Source organism: Xanthomonas sp. PPL134 (assembly GCF_040595915.1).
Taxonomy (GTDB): Bacteria; Pseudomonadota; Gammaproteobacteria; order Xanthomonadales; family Xanthomonadaceae; genus Xanthomonas_A; species Xanthomonas_A indica.
In genome coordinates this window covers 1-16,614 of sequence record NZ_JAMDLL010000012.1, presented here as the reverse complement: position 1 = coordinate 16,614, position 16,614 = coordinate 1, and the positions used below count along the sequence as shown (strand labels likewise).

Genomic DNA, 16,614 nt, shown 5'->3' with positions numbered 1-16,614 from the left:
GAGAGCAACAGCCCACACCCATTACTTCGGTCTCCCGACCACAGCGCATGATACTCATTGTGGGAGGGACTTCAGTCCCGACGCATGACGGTGTCCGGTATCGGGACCGTCTTTCTGATCTCCAACGGCACAATGCATCGAGGCGAGCGCCAAGGGCTCACGCTTCCGAAGCAACGGCGGACGATGCCGCCGCCGCACCAGGGCACAGGGCGTGCCCTATTTCGCTAGAGGCAATGCCAAGCGACATGCGTCCCAACCCGCCCCACTCACTCCTGTGGAACGTTCAACTCCTTCAGCAATTGCGGCGCCGGATACACCTTGGCCATCAACCAGCGCAGGTAGCGCATGTCCACATGGATCGCGCGCTTGTAGCGCGGGTCATACCACCAACTGGCACTGACCGCTTCCCAGTTGCTGTCGAAGTTCAGCCCGATCAGCTCACCGCGCGCATTGAGCACCGGCGAGCCGGAGTTGCCGCCCGTGGTGTCCAGATTGGTCAGGAAGTTCACCGGCTGCGTCTTCGACTGCGGATCGACCGTGCTGCCGAAATCGCCCTTGGCGATCGCCGCCAGCAGCGGCTTGGGCACATCGAACGGTTCCTTGCCGGTGTTCTTCTCGACGATGCCGGCCACCGTGGTCAGCGGCGCGAAGCTGACCGCATCGCGCGGCGCCAGCGGCTCCACACGGCCATAGCTGATCCGCAGCGTGCTGTTGGCGTCCGGATACACCGCACGACCCTGTTGCTTGCGCCAGGCGAACAGCGCACGCATGTAGGCCGGGCGGAGCCGCAACTGCTCGCCCTCGCGCGCCTTGCGCGCGTCGTCCAGCCGCAGCTGCGCCGGCACCAGCGCGGCGGCCAGCGTCAGCAACGGATCGGCCGCAGGCGCCGTACCTTCGCGCGCAGCGGCGAAGCGCGACAGGCGCTCGGCCTCGGTGCCCAGCGCCGTGCCGGCATAGGCCTTGTCCAGCGCCACCTGCAATTGCGCCGGGGTTCGCCCGAACGCCGCATCGAACTCCGACACGCGTTGCGCATCCGGAAGTTGCTGGTAGCGGGTCAACAGCGTCGTCAGCAGCGCCTTCTCCACGGTCGGCGAATAACGCCGCTGCACCTGCTTGAGCATGCCCTCGATCAGCGCCAGGTCGCGCTGCTGATAGCCGCTCTCGCGTTGATCGTCCGGCTTTCCCGCTTCCAGCCGCAGCCGCTCCAGCGTCAGCGCCGAACGCAGCGCCTGGGTCTGCGTGGCGATCAACCCCAGCAGCAGATCGCGCTCGCGCAATGCCGAAGCCTGGCCGAGCACCTTCTGCAGCGCCGCGATATCGCGCGCGTCGCTGCCGTGCGTGGCCGCGAGCATGCCGCGCTCGTCCTCGGCGCGTAGCCGCACCGCATCACTGCGCTGCAGCCCTTCCAGTTCGCCGGCGGCCCGCTTGCGGTTGTTCTTCAACGACTGCAGCTGCGACGCGTAGCGCGTGCGCGCCTCCGCATCGGCCTTGCCCGACGCCTCGATCACATCGATCAACTGGTCCAGCACCGCCACACGCTGCGGCAGCGTCGCCTCCACCTGCTCGGCGAACTCGGCCGCCGTGCGGTGTCGATAAGTAATGCCAGGGTAGCCAGCCAGCATGGCGAAATCGCCTGCCTTCGGCCCATCAGTGGCGATCTGCAGATGCGCCGGCGGCTGGTACGGCACGTTGGCGGCGCTGTAGTCCGCAGGCTTGCCGTCCTTGCCCACGTAGGCGCGCAGCAAAGTGAAATCGCCGCTGTGCCGCGGCCACATGAAGTTGTCGATCTCGTCGCCGTAGTTGCCGATCGCCCGCGGCGGCGCATACACCAGGCGCACGTCACGCAGTTCCAGCTGGCGGATCCGATAGAAGTCCGTGCCGTAATACATGTTGGCCACGCTGCAGCGCACCCCGCCCTCGCGCTCGCAATCAGCGACAATGCGCTTGCTCGCCGCATCCACCGCATCGTAGTAAGCGCGCCCGGTCTTGCCCTTGGCCGGCCCCAGCACCTGATCGGTGACCTTGTCGAAGCCCACCGTCACCAGCACCCTGAAATCCGGATTGGCCGCGCGCTCGTCGCCACGATCCCGCGCGATGAACCCGTTCTCGATCAGGTTTTCCTTCGCCGAGGTGTTGTACTGGATCACCCCGTAGGCGACGTGGTGATTGGTCAACAGCAACCCGTCCCCAGACACGAACGCCCCGGTTCCGCCCCCAATCTTCACCACTGCGCTCAACGGTGGCTGGACCACTTCCGCGAGCTTGCTTGGATCGCCCTGGAATCCCGCCTCACGCAAGGGCTTGGCTAACTCCGGCATCTGCGATGGGATCCACATGCCTTCGTCGGCATGGGCGGTGGCGGTGAGGGCGAGGCTTAGGGCGAGTGCTGCAGCGAGATGGTTGGCCAGGGGCATGCGACGAGCTAGGGGGAGAAAGGCACCGACCTTAGCTTGAGTGTGGCGGATGAACAACCTGTGTCTTCCTTGCAGATCCGTGCACCTTCAAAATACGAACAGCGCAGACTATCGAATCAGAAGTATCGAATTTGATGCCACTATTAAATTTGTTATCCATCCAAAGCACTGAAGTTGCTTTTACCCTTAGAAAGAGCCGTTAAATTTTACATTAAACACTCCTAATATACAAATTTTTAGCGTTGCACCCATTGAAATCCCAATATTAAATGAAAACAAAATAAATTAATCTACATACTATAAACCGTAAAGAAAATCCAAAAACTCTTTCCATATCCTCACAACGTTTAGTTTCTTTTTGGAAATTAGAGAATAAAAGGTATATATTATTGCAAAAATAAAGAAAACGATTGCAATGATAGCCAGGTACCTTGGAGGAAAAAACAAACTCATCCAAAGTATGAAAACCATGAGAGAAGCTATTGCTATCACATATCTTATGACGCGTGAGTACTTCATGGAGAAATGGTCCCAACTTCTCCAATCGCTGCTGCGGGATCTTTCTCAAGCATCGATTTAAAATGCTGCACTACAGCGTCCTTATACATAGGCTCACCAGGATCATCAGAAAGTGTACCAAAGGGATAAGCACCACCCACCACGACTGTTGTTAGCTTTTGACGCCAAGTGTAATTCGTTGAATCTGTAGTATAGCTTTCATTGAGAAGCTGCCTAGCATTTTTATAATTAGTGAAAGATGAATATAAGTTCCACGATCCGCTGGCGGCGCCGATAACCCCGGGAACAGTCCCAACTCCCGTAACCGAAGAGGGCCCAGCTAAACCGAGTTTCATTAGACCTTCTGCGGCAAGTCTCCCAGAATTGATTGCCCGAATGCCAGCAGCCATCACTTTGTAAGGATCGGGCTTCGGCTTCCTTGCGGTGACTTCCATTGTAGGCATGGTAGTCACTGAGCTTTTATTTCCAGCCTGTCCGTCACCGCCAGCAGAAAGCCCCATACACCGGACAACATCTCCATCACACGAACCGTCTATGTATCGCCTTATTTCTCCGTATCCAACCATAATAGAATCCCGCCCATCAGGATCAGTAAATTTATATGGGTTGCTATTTCCATATCTATATCTATTAAAACTTACGCTAGGCGAAAAGCTCGCGGCAACAGGGTCGACGCTAAGAAATACACCTATCGCCTGATCATAATACCGTTGCTGCATATAAGTTAATCCCGTCGCAGCGTCCATAACATGGCCAGTATATCCTGGCCCATCCGCTATCTGACGATTCACCAGGCTCCCATAAGGCTCGTATTCGCCACGCTCTACGACGTTGCGATCCCTATCCGTCACAAGCACCACCGATCCTAAAGCATCAGTGTGAACATAACGGACCGTCTGCGCGGAAGCGGCGAAAGCAACGAGCAATGAAAGAACGGTAGCAGCCATCAGGCGCAGCACCGCACGAATCCCCTGGAAGTTTGACATCACTCGTCCTTGCGAGTTGGAACCATAGATACGCGATGTAGAGTCGACTTTCCTCATGGAAGGCGGATCGACAACGCTTCCCCTAGCAACATTACGGTGCAACGTACCCAACGATATCTGCGATGCAGGCCCCGCCAGAGCAGGCTTACTTCAAGTAGATCTCGACGATGTCGCAGCCATTGGTCTGCACATCGATCTTGCGCTTGTCCACCAATGCCGCCACCAAGACGGCCAGCAGTGCCTTGCCACCCGGTTGATCGTCTTGAAAATGCGAGACAGCGTTTCCGGGTACGGCTGCCTTGCATTCCTCTGGAGTTTCCGACAGCCAGACAAAATGGTTGGTATGGGCTTGGTACGTGCCCAACTTCACGACGTCGAGGTTCTGCATCGATTCGTTTGCCGATGCGTGCCAACTCAGCAAAGCGAGCATCAACAGCAAGCCTCTTTCACATTTCATATTGCTTCTCTTCCTGAAATCGGATCGATGTTCGCCATGTAAATGAGCGTGACCTCATCGTAATCTCTTATTTCTTCAGCCGTATTGAAATGACTTTGGTGCGATTACCGAAAAGGCAGACACCCGAGTCGACCAAAAGTTCGACGTCCGTATTGCTGGTGTAAGCGGCCAGCGCCAACGCCGTCAGCTCTTTGTAGGCCAGATGATTCTTGTCGATCGCGAAATCATTCAAGGGAGCCGAACATCCAGATGGGCCATCGACTGAGGTGTGGATCGCCATCCCTTCGCCATCCCAACCATTCTCGACGTAAGTAATTTTCCCCGTCCAGACCACTTGCATGGCAGCGTGCGCCTCGTAAGAAAAGCATGATGCTGCGGTTGCCAACAGCAGCCCTGTCATCTTCAAGCTCATTTCGTCCCCTTTTTTAATCCATTGTTCGTCGTTTTTTTAATGCCTACAGCTTTTCTGGCCGCGACAGCAAAGAGCTCAACCGTCATCCGGCTGGGCTTAGCCGTTCAACAGCAGCTGATACAGCAACGGCACGATGTCCACTGCAGGCCGCTGGTCATGCGTCACGTTCGAAGCCGTGGTGCAGTTACCGTCCGCCGTGCATGCAGTCACGCGATACGAGTAGGTGCCTGCCGGCCTGGCCAGTGAGGTCCAGTTGCCCTGGCTGCCGTCGTACACAGCGGTCCAGGTGACGCCATCCACGCTCTCTTCCACCACGTAGCGGGTTGCGCCGGAGACCGGGTTCCAGTTGACGTAGTCCTTGACCGAGAGCGCCTGTCCCAACGGCCAGTCGGCTTCGGCAACCAGGCTGCCGCCCAGCAGGATGTAGTCGGTGGACTTGGACTGGCGCTGGTTCTTCTGGAACCGCAATGCCCCGGACTGGTCGTACAGCGAGCCGATGTTGCCGGCGCTCTGCAGCGCCAATGTGCGGCGGCCATTGCCGTCGTAGCGGTAGGTCTCCTTGCCGGTCGCCTGGCGCAGGCGGTTGCCGTAATCGAACACGAAGGCCTGGCCATTCTTGTTGCTGAGGTTACCCTGCGGGTCGTAGCTCATACCGATCACCGTGCTGCCGCCGCAACTGCCGGTCTTGACGTTGGTGAGCTGCCAGTTGGCGTCGTAGCAGTAGTAATGGTCGCGGCCCGGCGCGACGACATGGGTCAGGTTGTCGAGGACGTCGTAGCTATAGGTCGCGACGCTGAACATGGGTGACTCGGCCCTGATCAAGCGGTCCAGGCCGTCATAGGTCATGGTTCGGTCGCCACGACCACCGCGCCCGGTGGCGCCGTCGCTGATGGCCGCCACGTTGCCATTGGCATCGTAGTCATACCCATCGCTGAGGAACGCCGTGCCACCGTAAGCATCCTGGCTGGTGTCCGGCAACTGGCGCTTGTTTTGCGTCAGCGTGTGGACGATGCCGTTGCCGTAGGTGAACTGCTTGATCGCGCCGTTCGGGTAGTAGCTCACGCCGGTGGCGTAGCTGCCCGCCTGGGTCGATTGGCCCAGGGCATTGGGCGCGTAATCCACAGTCTGTCCGGATGGATAGCGGTGCGCGGCGAGGTTGCCATTGGCATCGTAGGCGTAGCCCAATGCCCAGGTCTCGCCATCGGCCTGGCCCTGGCTCTCGGCAATCAACAGGCGGCGCTTGTTGTAGGCATAGCTGTTGTAGGTGGCGACGCCGTTGTTGGTGGTGGTGATCTGCTTGACCGCCCCATCCGGCCAGTAGCTCCAGGACTGGTTGCCGTTGCCGTCCGGGAAACTCAGCGCCTTGATCCGATTGCGTACGTCATAGCTGCGATCGACCCGGCGGCCGGAAGCGAAGGCCGAATCCGCATCGCACGACGTGGTGCTGGACAGCGACAGGCCGGCCGCGCTCCACACCAGGTTACCGGCGGCGTCGTAGCCGTTGGCGGTAGCCCCAGTCTCCGGTTCCACCGTCTTGCACAGCTGCTGATAGGTGTCGTAGACGTAGCTGCGGGTCACCGACACGGTGCCGTTGGCGTCATGGCGGCGGATGGACAGCGGCTTGCCGAAGATGTCGCGGTTGATGTCGGTGGTGGCGCCTTCCGGGTGCTGTATCCAGACCGGCGCGTCGTAGCCTGGGCGGTCGAAGACCTGATAGCCGGACAGGGTCTGGTTGCCCCGCGGATTGGTCACGCGCATCTGGTTACCAGTCAGGTACTCCGTCTTCGTCGTCAGCAGGCCCTGTTCGGAGTCCTGGGACACCGACGTGGTCCGGCCGAGCGCGTCGTACTGCGTCCACGTGCCGGTCGACAGTTGATCGGACGTGCCCGGGTAGGAGGCGAATAAGGTGTGCCCCTGATGGTCGTAGCTAAACCGGCTGAACCGCTGGGTGGCGCCCGCGTTCGCTGCGTCGTACTCCTGGGTCAGCACCGGCCGCCACAGGCCATCGAGGTAGGTGACCTTCCTGGCGTTGCCAGTTGACACCGTATGCCGCCAATGCCCTGCAGGCAGACCGAATTCGGTGGCGTTCACCTGCTCGAAGGCCAAGCCGGTCGATGCCCAGGCAACGGTGTCACTGCTGGGGTAGGCGATGTTCGTCAGCCGCCCCATGGCATCGTAGCCGTAGCTGGTCGCATAGCCGTTTTCATCGGTTGCCGAGCTGATCAAGCCGCGGTCGTCGATGACGGCCGTGTCGCTGGTACCGTCCGCGTAGGTGATGCCCTGCGGCATGCCGCGCTTCCAGCCGCTGAGGCTGGTGGCATTGCCATTTCCGTCGGTGACCTTCGCCACCGTTCCGTCGCCATTGTAAGCAACCGTCTGGATGGTCTTGCCGAACCGCGAGAAACGCGTCGGCAGCGCGGTCGCAGTGTCGTACGTGGTGGCGGACATCTCCTGTGAATCGCCGGGTGCCGTCTTGGTCACGGACGCGACCTGACCGATGACCCACAGGTTGAGGTTGTCGTAGTACGCGGTGGCCTCCGTGCGAGTATTGAACGCACTGGAGCGGGTCACGCTGGTGGGGCGTGCGAACACGTCGAAGCTGTTCACCGCCATCTGGAAGGTGCCGCCATCCTGGGTGATGGTGGTGCGCTTGAGCGGCCTGAGCCCCGCAATGGAGACGTCGTCTTCGTTCGATCCATGCCCAGAACCGACGAAATTCGGAAACGGCTGATTGGCGACCTCATCGCTGGTGACGTAGTCGTTCACACTCGCGCTGAGGATATTCACGGTATCCCCGGACGAACTGCTGGTGTACGAACCGGCTTCCACACCCAGATCCAGCCCTTCGTTCAAGTTGTACCAGGCACCGAAGGTGTAGCGCTTGAACTCGTTTTCAGGGCCTCGAACCTCGGTCTGCACCGACTTTCTGCATGTGGTCGGCGGCAAATTGGGTCGCTGGCACGTTTCTGCAAAGGCGAGCGCACCTGCGCCAATGTCGTAGGTGTACGACCACTGCATCGACGACAAACCAGGACCGCTGATCGACTTGCTGACCAGGGTGAAGTTGTCCGAGAAGTTGGGGATGGTCAGGTACTGATAGCTGGTACTCGGACCGGCCGCATCCATAAAGCTGTTGCACTGCTTAGGGATGTTGTGGCGGAAATGCCGCTTCACCGAAAACGCATAGGTTGCCGTGGCATTGCTGGGCAACGTGACGGCGTAGGTAAAGTTGCCGGTCGACATCTCCGGCGCCGGGCAGCGTGGAGGATTTTCATAGAGCGGCAAGGCAGGCGTCGGCGTAATGATCATGTCGCCGCTCTGCACGTAGCGCGACTGGGCATTATCCGGTTGCGTCACCGTCAACGACTTGTCGCCGTACGAATAGGTCCAGTTGCCGATGCTGGATTCGACCGACGTGATATTGGCACCGGAAGTTCCGGTCACCCGAATGTAGCGGCCATCGCTGGCGTCGATGCGCGACAACTGATCGCCGTTGTAGGTGTAGGTGACCCAATTGCCGAAGCGATCCTCGACCCGTGTGGCCAGGAAAAACACCGCCAGACGCGACATCGACGCGCTTGCGGAGTAGTTCCCCATGCGCTTGGAGATGGATGGGTGCGTCTTGCTGACCACCCAGTCGAAATAGTACTTGTCGCCTTCCGGCGACAGCGCCACGAATCCTTCGCCCGGATAGCCGTTCTTGGTACTCGCCAGGCAGGAGAAGCGCCAGAAATCCTTGGTGATCCAGGGATAGCTGGTGCCGTTGTTCGGCGCCGGCAACTGCGTCGAAGGATCCCGGAGCATCTGGCGATCGCCCGCGCCCGGGATGTGCAGATTGTTGCCCGACCAATAGTCCCGCGCGGGGATGGTGTAGCTCGGTGGTTCTGCGGGCTGACTGCAGCGGCTGTTCGGGCTATTGCCGGACACCTGCCAGCCGTTCGCGCCGAACACACCCATCAGGTACGGCACATCGAACGAACCGCCGACGCCAAAGCCGTCGAGCTTTCCACTGCGTCCCGCACCGTCGTCTTCCACGACGTGCGTGCGCTGCAAACGGACCGGCAGCTTGCTGTTGCCGGGGATGTCGATGTCCGTCCAGTTGAACACCACGCTGCCGTTCTTCAGGCTGACCTGCTCGCCGAAGGAATCGACGCTCAAGCGTCCGATTTCCTGCGATTGCTTGATGCGCTCGACGTACTTCTGGTCGTACCGCAATTCGTCCGCAACGGCGGTGGCTGCATATCCGAGGGCCAACAGCGCCAGTCCTGCGCGCAGCCGGAAGAACGTCTGGAACCTATCCATAGAGAAGTCTCAAGAAAGCAGTCGGCAACCGGTGCGAAGGCTGCAGCGCATCTGGCGTGCGCGACAGGGACACGGTCGGAATCTGGATGTGGAGCGGACGGCACGCGCCCGGAAACGGGGCGCCGGTATGGGACGAGACCGCTAGGGCGGCAATCGCGACGGATTGCGCAGCTGTGTGACAGGCAAGCGGGTACCGACGCGACAATCCATGTTTCCCCCTGGTTTCAGTATCGTGCCCTGGGGATCACGGCACGCAGGCATGTCGGTGCGTAGCGCTGCCGACATGCTGCACCTCTACCGCAGACTGGATCCCCGGCGGAACTGTGATAGACCGCACCCGAGGCTGTCAAGGAGAATTTGCGGTTGCAGCATGCGCCGTGCTCAAACGGCGCACTACTTCTCCTTCCGCCAATTCACCGACCCACGGTTCTCCACCGTGCTCGATTCCACTTCGGCATCGAATCCGCGTCCGAGTAGATACTTCAGCGTCAGCACCGAACCACTGCCGATCAATGACACGCCGTAGCTGACGTAGAGTTTCGGCGAGAGATACTTGCCGAAGCCGACCACCGAGCCGCCGAGCGTGCGCGACTGGCTGACGCCGGCGTCGTCGAAGCCGAGCTTGGCGCCGAGTTGCGAGGCGAGCAGGCCGCTGCCGGCCGACAGGGCGCTGGCCGCGGCGGTGACTTGGTCGGCTTCGGCGCTGCTGGTGTTGCTGAGGCTGCGACCCAGTACCAGGTAGGACATCGCTTCGGATTGCGACATCGACGGGTCCGACCACACGTCCGCATGCGGGGCGGTGGCGCGGCCGGTGACGTCGATGCCGGCGGTGACGTCGGCGACCTGGCGCTGGGCGCGGATGTTGATGCGCGGGTCGGAGACGATGTTGTTGCTCCAGGTGAGCTGGCCGCGGGTGATGGTCAGGTCCTGCCCGTACGCCTTGTACTTGCCGCTGACGTCCAGCCCGCCGGTGGCGGTCATTTCGCGGCCCGGCCGCGAGCGCACCTGCATGGCGCCGGTCAGGGCGCCCTTGAGGCCGAAGCCGGCCATCTTGACCTGGTCGCCCAGGGTCACGCGCAGGTCCATTTCCAGCGGCGAAGTCGGCGTGGCCTCGGGATCGGCCGGGTCCAGCACCACCACGTCCTCGGACAGCGAAGTGCCGCGGTCCAGTCGTTCCAGGTCGATGTCGGCCGACGGCACGGTGACCTGGCCGCTCAGCATCATGGTGTTGTTGGCGATGCCGAACTGCAGGTCGGGATTGGCCACCGCGCGCAACTCGGCGGTGTTGGACACCAGCACGTTGGTGCCGCGGATGTTCAACTGCAACGGCGTGCGGTCGCCGTACCAGGACAGGCCGCCATCGACATTGAGCGTACCCTCGCCGGACTTCACCGAGGCGACGATGCGCGCCGAGCCGTCCGGCTGCGCGTCGAAACGGCCCTTGCCTTCGCTCAGGGTCAGGCCCAGCGCCGGCAGTTCGCCGGTGAAGTTGCTCAGCGTGGCGTCGCCGCCCATTGCCGGCTGCGAGCGGGTGCCGCGCAGGCTGACGTGGCCTTCGACCAGCCCCTTGGGCCGGACCAGGTCGGGCGAGAACAGCTCCAGCCAGTACAGCCGCGCCATGTTCATGTAGATCTCGCCGGTCAGCGGCGCGTACGCGTCCCAGCCGGTGTCGACGGTGGCGTCGACGAAGCCGTCGCCCTGGAAGCCGATGCCGAGCTTGGAATGAATGTGCTGCGCGCTGAAATCGGTGACGAAACTGAACTGGTCGTAGCGCAGCAGTTCGCCACGCGCGTTGTCGCCCAGGCGCAGGCCGCCCTCGCGCGAGGCCAGGCGCAGCGAGCCCTGCCAGGCATTGCCGGCCGGCTTGAAGCTGCCGTCGATGGACAGGTCGCCGCGCAGGTACATCTTGCGGCCGCTGTTGGGCGGCAGCCATGGCTGCACCAGGGCCAGCGGCAAGGCATCGCCGCGCAGGGTCAGGCCCTGCTTCGGCCAGTCGGCGGACACGCACAACGCACCGCCGCTGCCCGGCGCCAGGCAGCTCTCGGACAGGCTGAAGGCATTGCCGGCCACGCTGAAATTGGCCGCCTGCCGCAGTTGCCACGGCTCGCCCTTGGCCGGGGCGATGCGCAGCGTGTTCAAGGCACCCTGCCACCGCGCGCCGTCACGGCGCACCTGCCCGGCCAGGGCCAGCGCGCCCATGTCGTTCTGGGTCTTGGCATCCAGCTGCAGGTTTTCGACCGCACCGCGCGCCTCCACGCTCAGCGTCTGCAGCAGCACGCCGGCGTTGATCGCGCTACCGCGCAGGGCGAGTTCACCGCCGTTGCCGCGCCAGGGCAGGCGCCCGCGCAGGCTGAGGCTGTCCGCGCCGTAGCTGCCCCACTTCAGTCCGTTGCCGGTGAGGTCGGCGGTGAGGTCGGGGGCTTCGCGGCGGCCCTTGACCTGCACGCTGCCGCGCAGGCTGCCGGCGCCGCCGGGCAGCAGGTCGGCCAGTTGCAGCGGTTGCAGTTGCGCATCGATGTCGAGCTGGTCGCCGACCTTGCCCTGCGCCTGCAGGCGGCTGTCGCCCAGGCTCAGCTGCAGCTTGCCCTCGCCCTGGCTGCCCTGCAGGGCGAGCTTGGCGTTGGCGTCGAGGGCGCGGCTGCGCAGGCGTCCGTTCAAGCGCGGGATGTCGAGCGTGGCCTGGTAGCCGGCGGCGCTGCCGTCCGGCCGCGCCGGCAACTGCTTGCCCTGCGAGGCGAAGGCGCCGGACAGCTTGCCGTCCCAGCCGGGTGCGAAATAGCCCGGGTCGAACCCGGCCAGCGTGCCTTGCACGTCCCAGTTCAATTCCGGCACCCAGGCCACGGTGCCGCCGAGGTCGAGGGTGCCGCTGGGCATGGTCGCGCGCACCTGCTTCAGCTGCGCCTGGCGATCGTCGCCGCGCACGTCCAGCAGCAGATTGGCGCTGTCCTTGCCGCGGGCGACGGTGGCTTCGCCGTAGGTGGCCCACTGTTTCATCGTGCCGGCCACACCCAGGTTGGCCTCGACCAGCTTGATCGGCACCGCCGGCGCGTCAGGGGTGGACGGATCCGGCGCAGTGGTGAAGGTCATGCCGCTGGCGTTGACCGCAAAGCGCAACTGCGCATTGTTCGGGTCGCGCAGATCGGCGGTGCCGCGCAGGCGCAATTGCCCGTCGAACGCGCGCAGCTGCAGCGGCGCGACGGTGAGCACCTGGTTGTCCAGGCTCAGGTGCGAGGGATCGAGCACGAGCTTTTGCCCGTCGCGCGATAGCTCGCCCTGCAGGTCGGCGTTGCCGCCCTTGCCCTTGGCACGCAGGTCGAAGGCCAGCGGCACGGGCGCCGGCGCATCGTCGGCCGGCGGCACCAGCAGCGACGGATCCAGCGCCTTGCTGCTGGCGGCGAATTCCCACACCGGATCGGTGCGGCCGGTGAACACCAGGGTGGCGCGCAGCGGCGCCGGCGCGTTGCCGGCGATGGCCACTTCCATCTTGTCCAGGTCGCCGCGCGCGACCAGGCCCAGGCGCGCCGGGGTGCGCCCGCGCGCGGCCGGCAGCACGGCACTGGCGGTGAGGTCGGCCTTGTAGTCCTGGCCCGGCAGGTAATCGCCATTGACGCGGAAATCGCCGCGGTCGCTGTTCACCACCACCTGGGTGGCGCGGAACTCGCCGTTGGCCACTTCCACGCCGCCGCGCAGGGTGCGGATGTCGATCATCAGCTGCTGCGCCTGGGTGATGCGCAGGCCGTCGATGGCGATGCGATCGGCCTGCAGCGCCAGCGGCACTTCGATCTGCGGCAGCGATTGCGGCCAGCGCGGCAGTTCGAACGGTTCGTCGCTCTTGGCCAGGTTGAGCGTGGCGTTGGTCAGTTCCAGCGCGTCCAGTTGCAGCTTGCGCCCGAGCAACGGGCGGATGTCCGGATCGAGGTAGGCGCGCTCGGCGGTGAAGTGGATCTCGTTGTAGCGGAAGTCCAGGTTGTGCAGGGTCAGCGGACCGGCCAGCGGCCCTTCGGCGCGCTCCCAGGTGAGCGTGGAGCCGGCCGGCAGCCGCGCCACCACCTGCGCCAGCAGCACGTCGCGCCCGGCCACGGTCTGCAGCAGCCAGTACAGCGCGATCACCGCCAGCAGCACCAGCCCGGCCACGGTCAGCGCCGAACCCCACCAGAACCGCTTGCGCCGATAGAAACGCGGGCGCCGCGGCGGCGGCGCGGCGGGCGACGTCGGCTCGATCGGCGCGCTCACAGGTTGGCTCCGATGTTGAGGTAGAGCTGGAACTGCGAGTCGGGATCGTTCAAGCCATGGGCGATGTCCACCCGCACCGGGCCGACCGGCGAGCGCCAGCGCAGGCCGAAGCCGACGCCGGTGTGCCAATCCGGCGTATCGTCGAAGGCGCTGCCGCTGTCGACGAACACCGCGCCGCCCCACGGGCCGCCCTTGAAGTAATGCTCGTACTCGGCGCTGCCGGTGAGCACGTGCTTGGCACCCAGCGCGAAGCGATCCGGCCGCGGCGTCCGCGGGCCGACCTCGCGGAACGCATAGCCGCGGATGCTGTTGTCGCCGCCGGCGAAGAAACGCAGGCTCGGCGGCATCGCCACCAGCGCGTCGGTCCAGGTGCTGCCGGCTTCGCCGCGCAGGATCAGGCGGTCGTTGTCGCCGATGCCGTGGAACCAGTTCACCCGCATGTTCGCCTGCACGAAGCTGGCATCCGAACCCGCGCCCTCGGCGCCGCCGCGCAGGCTGATGTTGCCGCTGAAACCCTTGCGCGGGAACACCTTGTCGTCCACGCCCACGTAGTCGGCTTCGATCTGCGGATAGAACAGCGTCGAGGTCTGGTACAGCGCGCCGTCGAACACCTCGTCGGTGGCGTAGCGCCAGCGCTCGCGCAACGCGTTGATCGAGGCGATGGCGGTCCAGTGCTCGTTGATCTGGCCGCTGCGGCTGCCGGTGAGCTTGACGTTGCGCAGGTCGATGTAGTCGGTCTGCTCGTCGTAGACGCGCAGCGAGGTGGTGTACCAGCCGTCGAGCCAGCGGAACGCCGGGATCCGGTAGCTGGTGATGAAGCTCTTGCGCTTCTGCGCGTAATCCAGCTGGGTGCTGAGCTTGTGCCCGCGCGCATTGACGTAGCGGCGGTCCACGCCCAGGCGCACGCCGGCGCCGCTCTCGCTGCCGTAGCTGAGACCAGCGGTGTAGATGCTGCGCTTGGCGCGGGTGAGGTTGACGTCCACCGGCACCTCGCCGTTGGCGTCGGCCTCTTCCGGCTTGGGCTGGATGTCGATCACGCTGAAGTAGTCGAGCTTGACCAGCGACTCGCGCAGACGGTCGAGCTTGCCTTCGTGGTAGTAGCTGCCTTCCTTCCAGTACACCAGCGGATCGAACAGCTTCTGGTTGAAGTAGTCCTGGTGGAAGCGGATCGGGCCCATGTTGTAGCGGCGGCCGCTGTCCCAGCTCAGGTCGATGTCGGCGGCGTGGTCGGCGCGGGTCACCTCGACCTTGCGCTGGGTGAAGTCGGCATCGAAGTAGCCGCGCTCGGCCAGGCGCCGGGTGATGGTGACCTTGCTGGTCTCGTAGACGCTACTGACGAAGATGTCGCCCTGGCGCGGGCGGAAGTTCTTCAGGTCCTCGCCCAGGTAGCGGTCGTCCTCGGCCGGGCCGGTGATGCCTACATGGAAATTGCGCACCCGGATCGGCTCGCCCTTGTCCACGTGCACCACCACGGTCAGCTTGTCGTCCTGGCGCGGCGCGTCGACAGTGATGGTGGGAGTGAAATAGCCGAACGGCTCCAGCGCCTGCCGGGTCTGCCGTTCGGCCTGGCTCAGCAGATACTCCAGGCGCGACTCGCCCTGGTCCTTGCCGATGGCGTCGTACAGCGACAGCGAGACCTGGATGTTCTCGATCATCGCCTCGTCTTCGTCCTTGTTCAGCCCCTCGATTTGTACTTTCTCGATGACGCCGCGGGCCTCGGCGAGGCCGGCCAGCGAGAGCAGGGACAGGAAGGTGGCGAGACGGGGGATGGGTCGCATGGGCGTCAGAATACCGGCACCCCATGTGAAGCTGTTAACTAGACGTTTGTTATGTGTGACCGGATGTCGGGTGCCGCGGCCACTGCGCAGGGATGTCTTTCGGGCTGTGGCACGCAGATGCCCCCACGAAACGCGGGCCGCTCGCACTGCTTGCCAAGCCACGGCGGCGGCGCCACGCTGGCCGCCCGACCCGCAGGAGCGCCGCATGTCCACCGTGATCGAGACCCCACGCCTGGTGCTGCGCCGGCTGGACCCCGAGCGCGATGCGACGCCGATGCTGGCCCTGCTCAACGACCCCGGCTTCCTGGCGCACATCGGCGACCGCGGCGTGCGCGACGAAGCCCAGGCCAGCCGCTATCTTGCCGACGGCTCGGTGCGCAGCTACGCCGAGCACGGCTTCGGCCTGTATGCGGTGGAGCGTCGCGACGACGGCGCCTGGATTGGCGTGGCCGGGCTGGTGCTGCGACCGACCCTGCCCGCGCCCGACCTGGGCTACGTCCTGCTGCAGCCCTACGCGGGCCAGGGCTATGCCAGCGAGGCGGCGCGCGCCGTGCTGGAGTACGCACGCAGCGTGCTGGCGCTGCCGCGGGTCTACGCGATCGTGGCCCCAGGCAATGCGCGCTCGCTGCGGCTGCTCGCCGCGCTGGGCTTCATCGCCCAGGGACGCGTGCGACTGAGCCCGGAGGCGGCCGAGGTCGAACTCCATCTGTGCGAACTGCACGCCCCCCAGGAGCACGCCTGAGCATGGACACCTTGCACACACTGCGGCTGTTCGCCAACTACAGCCACTGGATGAACCAGCGTCTCTACGCCGCGGCCGCGACTCTGCCGGACACCACCATCGCCGAGCCGCGCGGCGCCTTCTTCGGATCGCTGTTGGGCACGCTCAACCACCTGGTGGTGGCGGATACGATCTGGCTACAGCGCTTCGCCCAGCATCCGGCCCGGCACCCGGCGCTGCAGGCCATCGCCGCCAAGCCGGTCCCGCCCGCCCTGAACGTGCCGCAGGCCGACTGCCTGGCGGACCTGCAGACGCAGCGCGAGGCGCTGGATGCAACGATCGCCGCCTGGATGACGGAACTGCAGCCCGAAGATCTCGATGTGGCGCTGCGCTATCGCAATACCCGCGGCGAATCGCACGTGCGTCGCTTCGGCGACCTGCTGCTGCACTTCTTCAACCACCAGACGCATCACCGCGGCCAGGCCACCACCCTGCTCAGCCAGGCGGGTGCCGATGTCGGTGTGACTGATATGTTGGCGGTGATTCCGCAGGTAGAGGTGGCGTGATCCTGCGATCGCGGGCCGCTGTGCTCGATGAGCGACTTGGCGTTTTTCCAAGTGGTTTTAGCAATGCGCCTTTGCCGTGGCGTAGCGGCATCTGTCGTCGCAACTGTACGAGCGGCTTCAGCCGCGACAGGCATCCCCTGTAGAGCGCATCGCGGCTGAAGCCGCTTGTGTCTTATGAGGGTCTATCGTTGTAGGTGAGAGCGGAGTGCGGCAGGCCGTTTAGCCG

At 63.7% G+C, this 16,614-nt stretch carries 9 protein-coding genes; 2 read left to right on the top strand and 7 right to left on the bottom strand.

The genetic code is table 11. The annotated features are described in order from the left end of the window. Window positions 1-266: 266 nt before the first annotated feature. The 7 genes from M3U25_RS17270 to M3U25_RS17240 all read right to left on the bottom strand — a co-directional run bounded on the left by M3U25_RS17270 (window position 267) and on the right by M3U25_RS17240 (window position 15,101). Window positions 267-2,336 carry a S46 family peptidase gene (locus M3U25_RS17270; protein ID WP_355502870.1) on the bottom strand — a complete coding sequence of 690 codons (2,070 nt, stop codon included), beginning with the start codon at window positions 2,334-2,336 and terminating at the stop codon, window positions 267-269. A 593-nt stretch (window positions 2,337-2,929) separates the two neighbouring features. After that, a complete protein-coding gene (locus M3U25_RS17265; protein ID WP_355502872.1) occupies window positions 2,930-3,919 on the bottom strand; it encodes an RHS repeat-associated core domain-containing protein in 990 nt (329 codons plus the stop codon). 145 nt (window positions 3,920-4,064) lie between these two features. After that, window positions 4,065-4,349, bottom strand: coding sequence for a hypothetical protein (locus M3U25_RS17260; RefSeq protein ID WP_355502874.1), 285 nt, complete (start codon window positions 4,347-4,349; stop codon window positions 4,065-4,067). A gap of 94 nt (window positions 4,350-4,443) precedes the next feature. Next, window positions 4,444-4,776 carry a hypothetical protein gene (locus M3U25_RS17255; RefSeq protein ID WP_355502876.1) on the bottom strand — a complete coding sequence of 111 codons (333 nt, stop codon included), beginning with the start codon at window positions 4,774-4,776 and terminating at the stop codon, window positions 4,444-4,446. Window positions 4,777-4,884: 108 nt separating this feature from the next. Then, window positions 4,885-9,090: an RHS repeat protein gene (locus M3U25_RS17250; protein ID WP_355502878.1), complete on the bottom strand. Its 4,206-nt coding sequence runs from the start codon at window positions 9,088-9,090 to the stop codon at window positions 4,885-4,887. A gap of 393 nt (window positions 9,091-9,483) precedes the next feature. Beyond that, on the bottom strand, window positions 9,484-13,323 hold the full coding sequence (locus M3U25_RS17245; protein ID WP_355502880.1) for a translocation/assembly module TamB domain-containing protein: 3,840 nt from the start codon (window positions 13,321-13,323) through the stop codon (window positions 9,484-9,486). Further along, entirely contained in the window at window positions 13,320-15,101 is a 1,782-nt protein-coding gene (locus tag M3U25_RS17240; RefSeq protein ID WP_242157431.1) for an autotransporter assembly complex family protein, read from the bottom strand. Before M3U25_RS17240 ends, M3U25_RS17245 begins: the two co-directional genes overlap by 4 nt. 205 nt (window positions 15,102-15,306) lie before the next feature. On the opposite strand from M3U25_RS17240, the gene M3U25_RS17235 reads away from it, so the two are divergent. Together M3U25_RS17235 and M3U25_RS17230 are read left to right on the top strand one after the other, a co-directional pair. Further along, on the top strand, window positions 15,307-15,843 hold the full coding sequence (locus M3U25_RS17235) for a GNAT family N-acetyltransferase (protein WP_355502883.1): 537 nt from the start codon (window positions 15,307-15,309) through the stop codon (window positions 15,841-15,843). Window positions 15,844-15,845: 2 nt separating this feature from the next. After that, the gene (locus tag M3U25_RS17230) at window positions 15,846-16,388 is read left to right on the top strand and encodes a DinB family protein (protein WP_355502885.1); all 543 of its coding nucleotides are present in this window, start codon (window positions 15,846-15,848) and stop codon (window positions 16,386-16,388) included. Window positions 16,389-16,614 lie beyond the last annotated feature (226 nt).

Coding starts and splice junctions, on each gene's coding strand:
- M3U25_RS17250 (WP_355502878.1), bottom strand. CDS start 9,090: ATGGATAGGTTCCAGACGTTCTTCCGGCTGCGCGCAGGACTGGCGCTG.
- M3U25_RS17265 (WP_355502872.1), bottom strand. CDS start 3,919: ATGTCAAACTTCCAGGGGATTCGTGCGGTGCTGCGCCTGATGGCTGCT.
- M3U25_RS17260 (WP_355502874.1), bottom strand. CDS start 4,349: ATGCTCGCTTTGCTGAGTTGGCACGCATCGGCAAACGAATCGATGCAG.
- M3U25_RS17230 (WP_355502885.1), top strand. CDS start 15,846: ATGGACACCTTGCACACACTGCGGCTGTTCGCCAACTACAGCCACTGG.
- M3U25_RS17240 (WP_242157431.1), bottom strand. CDS start 15,101: ATGCGACCCATCCCCCGTCTCGCCACCTTCCTGTCCCTGCTCTCGCTG.
- M3U25_RS17235 (WP_355502883.1), top strand. CDS start 15,307: ATGTCCACCGTGATCGAGACCCCACGCCTGGTGCTGCGCCGGCTGGAC.
- M3U25_RS17255 (WP_355502876.1), bottom strand. CDS start 4,776: ATGACAGGGCTGCTGTTGGCAACCGCAGCATCATGCTTTTCTTACGAG.
- M3U25_RS17270 (WP_355502870.1), bottom strand. CDS start 2,336: ATGTGGATCCCATCGCAGATGCCGGAGTTAGCCAAGCCCTTGCGTGAG.